Genomic DNA, 12,127 nt, shown 5'->3' with positions numbered 1-12,127 from the left:
GGCTCAGAACTGCGGGGTGTACTTGACCGTGAACATGAAGTTGCGCGGCTCGCCGTAGTTGTTGCTGCCGTTGAGCTGGTTGAAGCCGGCCACCCAGTACTTCTTGTCGAACAGGTTGTTGCCGTTGACCGCCAGGCTGACCTCAGGTGTCAGCTGATAGGCCAGGCGCGCGCTCCACACGGTATAGCCGGGCACGGTGTAGGTGCGCTCGTAGCCCAGGGTATGGCTCTGGGTAGTGAAGCCAAGGCCGGTGCTCCAGCGCTGGCCGTCCACTGGCAAGGTGTAGTCGGCCCAGGCGCGCAACATGTGCTTGGGCGTCCACTGGCTGAACACGCGGCCTTCGTTATCCGGGTCGTCGAGGAACTTGGTGGTGTTGTAGGTGTAGCCGGCGAACAGCTGCAGGCCGCTCAGCACTTCGCCGCTGATCTCGGCCTCGATGCCCTGGCTGCGCACCTTGCCCGATGCGGTGGAGCAGTACCAGTCGTCGCAGGCGAAGCCCGACGCCACATCGGTGACCGCACGGTTTTCCTGGTCGTAACGGAACAGCGCCAGCGAGGCGTTGACTCGGCCGTCCAGCAGCTCGCCTTTGAGGCCTGTCTCGTAGTTGCTGCCGACGATCGGCTTGAGCGGCGCGTTGCCGACGGCGCGCTCGGTCTGCGGCACGAAGACGTCGGTGTAGCTGACGTACCAGGCCCACTCGCGGGTCAGGTCGTAGACGAAACCGGCGTAGGGGGTGACTTCGCCCGACTCGGTCATGCGGCTGGTGGGGTAGCGGGTGCCCGGGTCGGTCAGGCTGTTGAAGTCGATCGAGTCCCAGCTGTAGTCGAACCAGCTGACGCGCGAGCCGACGATCAGGGTCAGGTCTTCGATCGGTTTGACCCGCCACACGCCATACAGGCCTTTCTGGCGGACGTCATAGCTGGCCCGGTTGGACCGTGCCAGCTCGCCGTCGAAGATGCTGTCCCGGCTGGGCTCCGGGCGGTTGTGGTCGATGTCGAAGATATTGTCATCGGACGCGTCGAAGTTGCGCCAGTAGGCATCGTCGGACTTCAGCTTGGCGTAGTTGCCGCCGACGGTGATTTCATGGGCCACGGAACCGGTGTCGAAGTGGCCTACCACGTTCATGTCCAAGCCCAGCTTGGTGTTGTGAAAGTCGGTGATCCAGTCGGCGTAGGTAATGCCGCTGCCGTCTGGCTCGACGCCTTGGCCGGTGGTTTGCACTCGCTGGTGGGTGGAGGTGTTGGTTTCGTCCATGCGCACGGCGGCGGCCTTGAACGCCCAATCGTCGTTGAAACGGTGTTCCAGGTCCAGGTAATAGGTGGTCACGTCGGTTTCGGCGCGGCTCCAGCGGGCACCGGTGTAAGTCGAGCGCGGCAGGTCGATCGGCTTGCCGTCGGCGTAGCGGGGCAGGCCACGCAGCATCGGCCGCGACTCCTGGCGGTTGTAACTGATGCCGGCACCGACCGTGGTGGCATCGTTCAGGTCGATGTCCAGCGCGCCATACAGCGAGTGGGTCTTGCTCCACTGGTAATCGATGAAGCTGTCGCTCTGGTCTTCGTCGGCCACCAGGCGGCCACGCACGCGCCCGTCGGCGGTCAGCGGGCCACCGGCGTCCAGTTGCAGGCCGTAGTGATCCCAGGAGCCGGCTTTGCCTGTAACTGTGACCGTCGGCGTGGCCTGGCCGCGCTTGCGCACCAGGTTGATCGCGCCACCAGGGCTGCCGGTGCCTTGCAGCAGGCCGGAGGCGCCGCGCAGCACTTCCACGCGGTCGAAGAACACCAGGTCCTGGGTGGCCCAGTTGCCCAGCGAGTAGTTGTTGCGCTGGATCGGCACCCCGTCGTACTGCCAGTCGTCGATCTGGAAACCACGCGAGGTCACCACCATGCCCGGGCCGATGCCCTGCGCGCCAACGATGCCAGTGGTGTGGTTGAGCGCATCCTGCAGGTCGGTGATGCCCTGGTCATCGAGCTGCTTGCGGGTGATCACCGTCACCGACTGGGGGATCTCCTTGAGGGTGTGCGTACCTTTGCCCAAGGTGACTGCACGGGCGGCGTACGAGCCGCTGCCTTCGCTGGTGGCGTCGAGGTACTGGTCGGTGATGCTGGTGCTCCCCAGCTCCAGTGCATCACCGCCTTGGCTGGCCGGGGCCACGCTGAAATGCCCGCTGCTGGTCACCCGCAACTGCAGGCCGCTGCCGGCCAGGGCCGCTTGCATGGCTTGCTCGGCGCTCATCTGTCCGACTACGGCCGGCGCTTGCTTGCCGCGTACCAGTGCCGGTTCCAGGGCGATGATGGTCCCGCTCTGGCTGGCAATGCGGTTCAGGGTGGCGGCCAGGCTCGCTGGCGGCAGGTTGAACGCCAGGGTTTGCGCCTGGGCCAGAGCAGTGAAGCTGGTGAGGGCGGCGAACAGGGGCAGGGCGCGGGGCCAGAGGTTGTGCACGGAATTCTCCCGATTGTATTGGCTTGTCAGGAGATAGGTGTGATGAGAAATGAAAACCGGACACGCTTGCGAATGATTTTCATGATTTATTTTGCTGAACCTGTTTCGGGCCGATCAAGGTCAGCCATGGGCTGTACTGTTCGATGCTGATCGGCAAGGTTTCGGCCAGTGCTTCCAGCGCCTCTCGCGGGTGATCGAGCGGGAATACCCCTTGCACCCGCAGGTTGCGAATGGCGGGGGCTACCCGCACATAGCCGCGATGGTAGGGGCGCAGCGCATCGATCACCCTGTGCAAAGGCTCGTCGAGCACCTCCAGGCGCCCATTCAACCAAGCGGTACGCGGCTGCTGATCGTCGGTCAGTGGCTCGATTGCGTTGCTGCGCAGCAACGCTGCCTGGCCCTGGTGCAGGTCGAGCCAACGGCCATCGGGCAGGCTGGCGCGTACGCTGTGCTCCTGCACCACCACGCGCGTGACGGCGTCCTCCTGGCAGACCAGAAAACGCGTGCCCAGGGCCTGGACCTGCCCCTGCGCCGTGCGCACGCGCAAGGGGCGCCGCGGGTCGGCCGCGACCTGAATCAGCAGCTCGCCACGGCGCAGCACCAGCAGGCGCTGCGTGGCGTCGAAGTACAGGTCGACGGCACTGGCTCTGTTCAGGCTCAGGCGGCTGCCATCGGCCAGGGTGAAACTGCGGCGTTCGCCGCTGCCCGTGTGCAGGTCGGCCAACCAATTTTGCGCTGTGTCACTGCGCCAGCCGCCCCACAGGGCACCCCCGAACAGGCCGACGCTGGCCAGCGCAGCCAGTACTTCGCGACGCGAGTGAGTGGGTTGCAGCAATACCTGGCGCGCTTCGGCGGCTTGGCCAGGGGCGCGCTGCTCCAGCGCACGCAAGGTGGCGATGGGACGGCCCAGGCGGCGCTGCAGGCGTTCCCAGGCCTGCTGGTGGGCAGGGTCCTGCTGCAGCCATTGGCTCAGGCGCTGCAGCAGGGCGTCGTCGGGCGTGCGGGCATTGAGCGCCACCATCCAGTCGATGGCCTGTTCACTGATCGCGTCCAGCGGCCGGCTGCTCATGGTTGCACCTCGCACAGGTAGCACTGGCGCAGGGCCTGTTTCATGTAGCGGCTGACGGTGCGCTCGCAGATCTGCAGCTTGCTGGCGATATCGACATAGCTCATGCCGTCGAGCTGGCTGTACAGGAACGCGGCCTTGACGACGGCGGGCAGGCCGTCGAGCACCTGGTCGATGGTTACCAGGGCCTCGATCAGCAGCAGTTGCTCTTCGGCCGAAGGGGCTACGGGCTCTGGCAACTGCGCCAGGCGCTCGAGGTAGGCCTGCTCCAGTTGCCGGCGGCGGTGACGATCGAAGATCAACCGGCGCGCGATGGTCGACAGGTAAGCGCGTGGCTGTTGAATACTATCGGGGTCGACCTGGGCGCCGAGCATCTGGCAGAAGGCTTCGGCGGCCGTGTCCTCGGCGTCGGCGCGGTTGCGCAGGCGCTTGTGGATGTGCTGAAGCAGCCAGCGGTGATGGTCGCTGAAGAAAAAGCCCAGCTTGCGGGTCGAAGAGCTGTCCAACGCCTGGCATCCAGTTGTGAGTGTGAATCGTTCTCAATATTAGCCGGGTCGCTGGATGCCTCGCAATGGGGCGGCGCTGAACAAGTGCTCGCCCAGCTGCCAGGCTGTGGGCAGCAGCAGCGCTGAGGCTGGGCCTTCGCTGTCTTCCAGCAGGGTCGAGCTGAGCACTTCGGCGCCGCAGTAGTCGAAGATGCCGTGCTCGATCTGCACACGCATCGCCTCGCCATAGCCGTGGCGCGCGAAGGTGCCGGCATCGGCGCCAGCAACCCCGACCAGGTGCACCTTCATGCCGCGCAGTTTCTTGACCGTCTTGCCACCTTCGTACTCGAAGGCCCAGCCATTGCTGAACACACGCTCGACCCAACCTTTGAGCAACGCCGGCAGCGACCACCAGTAGATCGGGTAGACCAGCACCAGCGCATCGGCGCGCTCGATGCGCGCCTGCTCACGCAGCACATCGGCCGGTGGCGCAGCGAGGCGGCGGTGCACGGCATGGTCGGCAATGCTGAAGCGCGGGTCGAAGCCCTCGCTGGCCAGGTCGGCGATTTCACTGGCGTGACCGGCACTGGCCAGGCCTTCGGCAATTTGCCCGGCGAGGGCGTGGGTGAGGGAAAGGGGGTCATGGTGACCGACGACGATCAAGGCGTGCATGGCGATTCTCCTAAGGCAAGGATGCGTTGATGCCTTGAGCGCTATATACTCAAGGTAAGTTACGATTAGTAAGTTACTTTTGGTAGGTAAGTGATGTCAAGCGATGCCCAAGGTCAACCCCGCAAGCGACTTTCCCGTGAACAACGCCGCCGTCAGTTGCTCGACATGGCTTGGCAGTTGGTGCGTGAAGAAGGCACCGAAGCCCTGAGCCTGGGGCGTCTCGCCGAGCAGGCCGGTGTGACCAAACCGGTGGTTTACGACCACTTTGAAACTCGCACTGGACTGTTGGCGGCGCTTTATCAGGATTACGACGCGCGCCAGTCGCTCATGCTCGAGCAGGCCCTCGGGCGGTGCGAAGCGACGTTGTCCAGCCGTGCCAGGGTGATTGCCGAGGCCTACGTGGACTGTGTGATGACTCAGGGGCGGGAGATGCCAGGGGTATCGGCTGCGTTGGCCGGTTCGCCGGAGTTGGAGGCGATCAAGCGTGATTATGAGCAGCCGTTTCTCGACAAATGCCGGGCGGCTTTGGGCGCATTCGCGCCGAGCGGTGATGTTGGCGCAGCGGGGATGCGCCTGTTGGTGGGGGCGGCTGACGCGTTGTCGCAGGCGGCTGCGGCGGGGGAGCTGGAGGCGGGGGAGGCCAAGGATGAGTTACAGGCCGCCATCGTTGCCATGGTCGGGCGACAGTGAGTGGGGTTGCGCACTAGCCCCAACAATCAGACAGGTAAACTCTTGTACGGCAACTCATCCCCCGGGCTACGGGCAAACTGGCGCTTGTACTCGCGGCTGAACTGCGAAGTGCTTTGATAGCCCACCCGGTGCGCCGCCTGCGCCACGCCCAGCCCTTCGCCAATCAGCATCTGCTGCGCCTTGAGCAACCGCAGGCGCTTGAGGTATTGCATTGGCGCCATGTCGGTACAGCGTTTGAAGTGCTCATGGAAGGTCGACACGCTCATGTTCGCACACGCGGCCAATGCCTCCACGCTCAGCGGCTCGCTGTAGTGCTCGCGCAGGTAGGCGAGGGCGGCGCCGATGCGGGCGAAATGCCCCTGCTGTTCGACCAGCGCCCGCAAAACGCCGGCTTGCGGGCCGCGCAGCGCGGTATACAGGACCTCGCGAACCCGCGCAGGGCCCAGCACCTTGGCGTCGACCGGGTCTTGCAGGCAACGCAGCAGCCTTTCGACAGCGTCGCGCATCGGCCCATCGAGCGCCGCCGAGGTCATTGACTGCGGCGTTTGCGCCTGCACCCCCGCGTCGGGTGCCAGCGCCATGCTCTGCACCAGTTCACCGAGCACGCCCCGGTCGATATCCACTGCGACACCCAGTAGCGGTTCGTCGGGCGTGGCGAAGGTTTCGCACATGAACGGCACCGAGAGTGCCTGCACCAGGTAATGCCCGGCACCGTACTCCAGGGTCCGAGGCCCCAGGCGCGCAAGTTTGCTGCCCTGGGCCAGGATCATCAGGCTTGGTTCGTAGATCTGCGGGCTGCTGGCCACATAGTGATCCCAGCTCAATACCTGCACCTGGCGCAGGTGCGTGGGGACGAAGCCCGGGCGGGTGGCCAGGCTGCGGATCAGCGTGCACAGCGGGGCGTTGGCGTCGACGTGGCGGGTCAGTTGCATGATGAACCAGGGTAGAGAATCAGACAGTTGCATCATCGCAGATTGGCAGGCCAGCGCTAGATGGAGTAACGCAGGTCCGGAGAATCAGGCATGTATGCCGGAGGATCTGCCGTGGGCACGGCAGCCAGGGGCGCGCAGAATGCGTCGCCTGAATCGTTTCACGTCTTCAAGAGGTCCTGCATGTACACCGCTATCGGTTACGCCGCCCAAACTCCGACCAGCCCGCTGGCCCCCATGACCTTCGAGCGCCGCAGCCCGCGCCCGGACGATGTCGCCATCGAGATCCTCTACTGTGGCGTATGCCACTCCGATATCCACCAGGCCCGCAACGAGTGGGGCATTGCCGTGTACCCTCTGATGCCTGGCCACGAGATCATCGGCCGTGTCACCGCGGTGGGCGACAAGGTTTCGGCGCACAAGGTCGGCGACCTGGTCGGTGTCGGCTGCATGGTCGACTCCTGCCGTCACTGTGAAGCCTGCGCCAAGGACCTGGAGCAGTACTGCCTGGAAGGTCCAACCATGACCTACGCCACCCCTGACCGGGTCGACGGCAGCAACACCATGGGCGGTTACTCCAGCAGCATCGTGGTCAGCGATCACTTCGTGGTGCGCATCCCGGCCGGCATGGACCTGCCCAGCGCATCACCCATCCTCTGCGCCGGCATCACCACCTACTCGCCGCTCAAGCACCATGGCGTGGGCCCCGGCCACAAGATCGGCATCCTCGGCATGGGCGGCCTGGGCCACATGGGCATCAAGCTGGCCAAGGCGCTGGGCGCCGAGGTGACCTTGTTCACCCGCTCCCAGGCCAAGGCCGAGGAGGCCCGCCGCCAGGGCGCTGACCACGTGATCGTGTCCACCGATGCCGAGCAGATGCGCGCGGCCGCCGGGCACTTCGACTTCCTGCTCGACACCATCCCGGTGCAGCACGACCTCAATCCGTACCTGGAAACATTGAAATTCGATGGCGTGCACATTCTGGTGGGCCTCATCGAGCCAATCGACCCGGCCGTGCATGCCGCCAACCTGGTGATGAAGCGCCGGGTGCTGGCCGGCTCGTTGATCGGTGGCATCGCCGAAACGCAGGAAGTGCTGGATTTCTGCGCCGAGCATGACATCCGCTGCGACATCGAGATGCTCGATATCCGTAACATCAACCAGGCTTACGAACGCATGATCGCCGGGGATGTGAAGTACCGCTTCGTGATCGACATGGCCACGCTGCAAGGTTGATCGCTGGCTGTACCGACGCCCCAGGCATTGTGGGTTGTGAGGCGGGATGTGGACGCGTACCATGCCGGCATTCCCTCCAATAACAAACCCGTGCCTCAGCGCGGCCGCTACTTGGCCCCTGACGCGCGTCCTTTCGCCTTGCCTGCGGAGAACAGACTTCCACCCATGAACGGACCCATCCCCACCGACCTGCCGCCGGCTACGGGCGGCGGCAGCTGGCTGAGCGTGATCGCTTTGGCCCTGGCGGCCTTCATCTTCAACACCACCGAGTTCGTGCCGGTGGCGCTGCTCAGCGACATCGGCAGCAGCTTCGACATGACCACCGCGCAGGTCGGCCTGATGCTGACCATCTATGCCTGGGTGGTGGCGCTGGCCTCGCTGCCGATGATGCTGCTGACGCGCAACATCGAGCGGCGGCGCCTGCTGCTGTTCGTGTTTCTGGTGTTCATTGTCAGCCACCTGTTGTCGTGGCTGTCGCAGAGCTTTGCCATGCTGTTGGTGAGCCGTATCGGTATTGCCCTGTCGCACGCCGTGTTTTGGGCCATCACCGCTTCGCTGGCGGTACGCGTGGCGCCGCCTGGCCAGCAGGCCAAGGCGCTGGGTTTGCTGGCGACCGGTACCACCCTGGCTATGGTCCTGGGCATCCCGCTGGGCCGGGTGGTGGGCGAGGCGCTGGGTTGGCGCGTGACCTTCCTCAGCATTGCCGGGGTGGCGCTCGCCACCATGCTGTGCTTGATGAAGTCGCTGCCGCTGCTGCCCAGCCAGAACTCAGGCTCGTTGCGCAGCCTGCCGATCCTGTTCAAGCGTCCGGCCCTGGTGATCACCTATGTACTGGTGACGCTGGTGATCACGGCGCAGTTCACTGCCTACAGCTACATCGAGCCGTTCGCCCTGCATGTGGCGCAGATCGGGGGCGAGCGCACCACGTTGTTCCTGTTGTTGTTCGGCGGTGCCGGGGTATTTGGTTCGGTGTTGTTCAGCCGGTACAGCGACCGTTTCCCGCAGGGCTTCCTGGTCGGCTCGATCGGCCTGCTTGCGGCTTGCTTGCTGTTGCTGTTGCCGCTGTCTGGCAACTTCTACCTGTTCGCCGCGCTGAGCATGTTCTGGGGCATCGCGATCCTCAGCTTCAGCCTGGCGCTGCAGTCCAAGACCCTGAAACTGGCGTCCGATGCGACGGATGTGGCCATGGCGCTGTTCTCGGGGATCTACAACATCGGCATCGGTGGCGGAGCGCTGCTGGGCAGTATCGTCAGCAGCCAGATGGGTGTGGCCGATATCGGGATGGTCGGCGGCAGCGTGGCAGTGGTTGGTTTGCTGCTGGCGCTGGCCAGTACACGCCGGTTTCGTGAAGCCCTTGGTCATTGATTGACCCTACCCCCTATCGCCGGTTTGCCGGCGATAGGGCCGCTCAAACCCACATCAACCTAGCAGCGCCGCCCAGGCCGACACCAGTAACAACCCCGCCAAGCCCCGGTTGAACCACAGCAACCGTCCCGGCGCCTGCAGCCAGCGCGCACTGCCCACCCCAAGCAATGCCCAGGCCGTCATGCAGGGCAGGGCGATCAGCAGAAACACCAGCGCCAGCTGCCACACCGGCAGCTTGGGTGCCGCAAACACGCCAATCACCGCCACCGCCATCATCCACACCTTCGGGTTCACCACCTGCAACGACGCTGCGCTGAGTGCGCCAAATGGCTTGGCTGCGCTGACGTCCAACGGCTGCCCTGCGCTGCGCAGAATGCGCCACGCCAGCCAGCTCAACCACAGCACCCCGATCCAGCTCATCAGTTGCTGGGCCAGTGGGTGACGCAACAGCAACTCGCCCAGCCCCAACCCGACCAGCAGCACGACCGCCGCCGCTGCGCCACAGCCCGCCAGGATCGGCGCCAGGCAGGCGCGCATGCCGTTGCGTGCGCCATGGCCAAGGATCAACAGGTTGGTCGGCCCCGGGCTGATGCTGGCGACCAGGGCGAAGAGGATGAAGGGCAACAACGCGTGTGACATGCTGAACGGCTCCGATTGAACAGAGCACCATGCTCGGGCATTGCCGCGTATCAGTCTGGAAGGTTTGTGCAGCGGCGCCGATAGTCCGCCGGCGTGAGCTGGTAGGCACGGCGGAACCAGCGGCCCAGGTGGCTCTGGTCGGCAAAGCCCAAGGCCATGGCCACTTCGGTCGGTGTCTGGCCCCGGGCAAGCAGGCGACGTGCCCGGGCCAGGCGCAGCTGGATCAGATAGGCATGCGGCGCCAGGCCGAACGCGGTCTTGAACGCCCGCGTCAGGCGGAAGCGGTCGACACCACAGGCGTGCGCCAGGTCGTCGAGGCCGATGTCCTGGTCCAGGTGGGCGTGCAGGTAATCCCGCGCCCGCTGCGCGGTCAGTGGCAGGCGCGGGTCGGGGTTGAGGCGCTTGCGCCAGTGCAGGTGGCCGGTCAATCCACTGAGCAGATCGTCGGTTGCGGTTTGCCGGACGATGCGCAGTTCTGCGCCATGTACGGCCTGGAAAGCCCGCGCAGTGGCACCGACCAGGCGCGGGTCATGGCACAGCGGGTCGGCAATGCTCGGCAGGCTGTCGCTGGGTGCCTGCTCGAACAGCGCACGCAATTCGGCTTCCAGCCACGTTGGCTCAAGGTACAGCGTGGAATAGGTGAAGCCTTCCTCGGTTGGTGCGTGGCCGTTGTGAATGTCACCGGGTTCGAGCAGGAAAACATGCCCAGGCGTGCTGCGGTGACGCACCCGGCGGCAATCGAATTGCTGCACGCCCTGTTCGGTGTAGCCGACCAGATAGCTGTCGTGCCAATGCGGGTCGTAGGCGTGGCCGACGAAATGCGCGCGGACCGACTCGATGCCGGTGTAGGCGTCTTGCTTGAGGTCAATCCAGTTGGGCATGGCGGGGGGCTACAGACGGGTAGAGCAGTTCACCTTACCCCAGACGCACCCGCCGGTTTAGAACATTTGTGCAGGCTGCAACGCCGAGAAGTGCTCGCGCAGGCACTGGTGAAGCTGCGTCACGGCAGGCGACAGCTGTTTGCGATGCGGGCATACCAGGGTCACCGGGGTGGCCTCGCCCTGGTGCTCGGGCAGCAGCACTTCGAGCTCGCCGGCAGCGATGTTGGCGCTGACGTCCAGCCACGATTTGTAGACGATGCCTTCGCCTTCCAGTGCCCAGCGTCGCACCACGTCGGCATCGTCGCTGACCAGCGGCCCTCGCACCTGCACGGTGCGGTTGCCAAGCTGCCACTTGTCGTACACGCGGTTGTGCTGCAGATACAGCAGGCAATCGTGGTGCCGTAGTTCTTCGGGTGTGCGCGGGCGGCCGTGCCGGGCCAGGTAGCTGGGAGCGGCCACCAGCACCCGCCGATTCCAAGGCGCCAGAGGCAAGGCGATGTAGTTGGCGTCCTGGTTGAGGCCATAACGGATGGCAATGTCCACCGGGTCGCGGCTGAAGTCGGCCATCTGGTCGGAGAGGAAAAAGCGCAGGCTCAGCGCGGGATGCTCACGACGAAATGCGCTCAGCCAGGGCAGCAGCAGGTTGCGGCCGATGTCCGAGGGTGCCGACACCTGCAGCACCCCGCGCAAGGTGCTGTGGCTGCCGTGCAGCTGATCATGCCCCTGACGCAAGGTTGCCAATACGTGCTGGGCGGTGGGCAGGTACAGCTCGCCTTCGGCGGTCAGGCGCAAACTGCGGGTCGTGCGGGCGAATAGGCGTACGTCGAGCTCGCGCTCCAGGCGCTTGATCGCGGCAGCCACTTGGCCGGGCAGCAGGTCGGCCTCGTGGGCGGCGGCAGTGAAACTACCCAACGCGCTGCTGCGTACGAACAGTTCCAAGTCAGTGATGCGCAGCATTTTCACTCCAACAATGAAAGTGTTGCTGTATTTTGCCGGTTTTTCTTGTTTGCAGGAAAGATACTATGCACCTCACACCCCGTTCAGCCTTATTGGAGTTGCAGCATGGATACCGTTTCGCTGGCCAAGCGCCGTTACACCACCAAAGCCTACGATGCCGCTCGCAAGATCCCCCAGCACACCGTCGATGCCTTGCTTGAGCAGTTGCGCCACAGCCCGTCCTCGGTCAATTCGCAGCCGTGGCATTTCGTTGTTGCCGACAGCGCCGAAGGCAAGGCGCGCCTGGCCAAGAGCACGGCTGAGGGCTACGCCTACAACACGCCGAAGATCCTTGATGCCTCCCATGTGATTGTGTTCTGCACCCGTACCGAAATGAGCGAAGCGCACCTGGACGCCGTGCTCGACCAGGAAGCGGCAGATGGACGTTTCCGCGATGATCAGGCCCGCGCCGGGCAGAACCAGAGCCGTCGCCACTATGTGAACCTGCACCGCTTCGACCAGAAAGACCTGCAGCACTGGATGGAGAAGCAGACCTACCTGGCCCTGGGCACCGCGCTGCTCGGCGCCGCGGCTCATGGCCTGGACGCGACGCCGATCGAGGGTTTTGACAGCAAGATCATGGACGCCGAGCTGGGTCTGCGGGAGCAGGGTTACAGCAGTGTGGTGGTACTGTGCCTGGGTTATCGCAGCGAGGCGGATTTCAATGCCGGGCTGAACAAGTCACGCTTGCCGGCTTCAAAGGTGTTTACCTTCCTTTAAGCAAGCTGC

Annotated in this window: 12 protein-coding genes; 4 read left to right on the top strand and 8 right to left on the bottom strand. The window is 64.7% G+C overall.

Features of this window, described 5'->3' with window-relative positions; genetic code table 11:
* Positions 1–3: 3 nt before the first annotated feature.
* The 4 genes from ACZ6YA_RS19525 to ACZ6YA_RS19510 form a co-directional block, all read right to left on the bottom strand.
* On the bottom strand, positions 4–2,439 hold the full coding sequence (locus tag ACZ6YA_RS19525) for a TonB-dependent siderophore receptor (protein WP_465898732.1): 2,436 nt from the start codon (positions 2,437–2,439) through the stop codon (positions 4–6).
* A 79-nt stretch (positions 2,440–2,518) separates the two neighbouring features.
* Positions 2,519–3,508, bottom strand: coding sequence for a FecR family protein (locus tag ACZ6YA_RS19520; protein WP_465898731.1), 990 nt, complete (start codon positions 3,506–3,508; stop codon positions 2,519–2,521).
* Positions 3,505–4,011 (bottom strand): sigma-70 family RNA polymerase sigma factor, encoded by a 507-nt coding sequence (locus tag ACZ6YA_RS19515; protein WP_465898730.1) that lies wholly within the window; start codon positions 4,009–4,011, stop codon positions 3,505–3,507. Before ACZ6YA_RS19515 ends, ACZ6YA_RS19520 begins: the two co-directional genes overlap by 4 nt.
* Positions 4,012–4,050: 39 nt before the next feature.
* On the bottom strand, positions 4,051–4,662 hold the full coding sequence (locus ACZ6YA_RS19510) for an NAD(P)H-dependent oxidoreductase (RefSeq protein ID WP_465898729.1): 612 nt from the start codon (positions 4,660–4,662) through the stop codon (positions 4,051–4,053).
* A 93-nt stretch (positions 4,663–4,755) separates the two neighbouring features.
* Between ACZ6YA_RS19510 and ACZ6YA_RS19505 the strand changes: the two genes are divergently transcribed.
* Positions 4,756–5,352 carry a TetR/AcrR family transcriptional regulator gene (locus ACZ6YA_RS19505; RefSeq protein WP_465898728.1) on the top strand — a complete coding sequence of 199 codons (597 nt, stop codon included), beginning with the start codon at positions 4,756–4,758 and terminating at the stop codon, positions 5,350–5,352.
* A 26-nt stretch (positions 5,353–5,378) separates the two neighbouring features.
* On the opposite strand, the gene ACZ6YA_RS19500 is transcribed toward ACZ6YA_RS19505, so the two are convergent.
* Positions 5,379–6,284 (bottom strand): AraC family transcriptional regulator, encoded by a 906-nt coding sequence (locus ACZ6YA_RS19500; protein ID WP_465898727.1) that lies wholly within the window; start codon positions 6,282–6,284, stop codon positions 5,379–5,381.
* A gap of 180 nt (positions 6,285–6,464) precedes the next feature.
* Here ACZ6YA_RS19500 and calA point away from each other — a divergent pair, with 180 nt between their 5' ends.
* Together calA and ACZ6YA_RS19490 are read left to right on the top strand one after the other, a co-directional pair.
* Entirely contained in the window at positions 6,465–7,517 is a 1,053-nt protein-coding gene (gene calA / locus ACZ6YA_RS19495; RefSeq protein WP_465898726.1) for a vanillin reductase, read from the top strand.
* A gap of 165 nt (positions 7,518–7,682) precedes the next feature.
* A complete protein-coding gene (locus ACZ6YA_RS19490; protein ID WP_465898725.1) occupies positions 7,683–8,882 on the top strand; it encodes a sugar transporter in 1,200 nt (399 codons plus the stop codon).
* A 54-nt stretch (positions 8,883–8,936) separates the two neighbouring features.
* Here ACZ6YA_RS19490 and ACZ6YA_RS19485 read toward each other — a convergent pair whose 3' ends face one another.
* Genes ACZ6YA_RS19485 through ACZ6YA_RS19475 form a run of 3 tightly spaced genes read right to left on the bottom strand, consistent with a single transcriptional unit; the run spans position 8,937 to position 11,359 of the window.
* Complete coding sequence (locus ACZ6YA_RS19485) at positions 8,937–9,521, bottom strand: LysE family translocator (RefSeq protein WP_465898724.1); 585 nt, start codon at positions 9,519–9,521, stop codon at positions 8,937–8,939.
* Positions 9,522–9,571: 50 nt separating this feature from the next.
* Positions 9,572–10,402: an AraC family ligand binding domain-containing protein gene (locus ACZ6YA_RS19480; RefSeq protein WP_465898723.1), complete on the bottom strand. Its 831-nt coding sequence runs from the start codon at positions 10,400–10,402 to the stop codon at positions 9,572–9,574.
* A 57-nt stretch (positions 10,403–10,459) separates the two neighbouring features.
* The gene (locus ACZ6YA_RS19475) at positions 10,460–11,359 is read right to left on the bottom strand and encodes a LysR family transcriptional regulator (RefSeq protein ID WP_465898722.1); all 900 of its coding nucleotides are present in this window, start codon (positions 11,357–11,359) and stop codon (positions 10,460–10,462) included.
* 105 nt (positions 11,360–11,464) lie between these two features.
* Here ACZ6YA_RS19475 and nfsB point away from each other — a divergent pair, with 105 nt between their 5' ends.
* Complete coding sequence (gene nfsB / locus ACZ6YA_RS19470; RefSeq protein ID WP_465898721.1) at positions 11,465–12,118, top strand: oxygen-insensitive NAD(P)H nitroreductase; 654 nt, start codon at positions 11,465–11,467, stop codon at positions 12,116–12,118.
* The last annotated feature ends 9 nt before the right edge of the window (positions 12,119–12,127 follow it).

The organism is Pseudomonas sp. NPDC090752 (assembly GCF_055584805.1).
This window is presented reverse-complemented; position numbering and strand designations above follow the sequence as displayed.

What these genes read in the sequence shown, in the direction of transcription:
- ACZ6YA_RS19520 (WP_465898731.1), bottom strand. Translation starts at nt 3,508, where the DNA reads ATGAGCAGCCGGCCGCTGGACGCGATCAGTGAACAGGCCATCGACTGG.
- nfsB (WP_465898721.1), top strand. Translation starts at nt 11,465, where the DNA reads ATGGATACCGTTTCGCTGGCCAAGCGCCGTTACACCACCAAAGCCTAC.
- ACZ6YA_RS19490 (WP_465898725.1), top strand. Translation starts at nt 7,683, where the DNA reads ATGAACGGACCCATCCCCACCGACCTGCCGCCGGCTACGGGCGGCGGC.
- ACZ6YA_RS19485 (WP_465898724.1), bottom strand. Translation starts at nt 9,521, where the DNA reads ATGTCACACGCGTTGTTGCCCTTCATCCTCTTCGCCCTGGTCGCCAGC.
- ACZ6YA_RS19510 (WP_465898729.1), bottom strand. Translation starts at nt 4,662, where the DNA reads ATGCACGCCTTGATCGTCGTCGGTCACCATGACCCCCTTTCCCTCACC.
- ACZ6YA_RS19475 (WP_465898722.1), bottom strand. Translation starts at nt 11,359, where the DNA reads ATGCTGCGCATCACTGACTTGGAACTGTTCGTACGCAGCAGCGCGTTG.
- calA (WP_465898726.1), top strand. Translation starts at nt 6,465, where the DNA reads ATGTACACCGCTATCGGTTACGCCGCCCAAACTCCGACCAGCCCGCTG.
- ACZ6YA_RS19500 (WP_465898727.1), bottom strand. Translation starts at nt 6,284, where the DNA reads ATGCAACTGACCCGCCACGTCGACGCCAACGCCCCGCTGTGCACGCTG.
- ACZ6YA_RS19505 (WP_465898728.1), top strand. Translation starts at nt 4,756, where the DNA reads ATGTCAAGCGATGCCCAAGGTCAACCCCGCAAGCGACTTTCCCGTGAA.
- ACZ6YA_RS19480 (WP_465898723.1), bottom strand. Translation starts at nt 10,402, where the DNA reads ATGCCCAACTGGATTGACCTCAAGCAAGACGCCTACACCGGCATCGAG.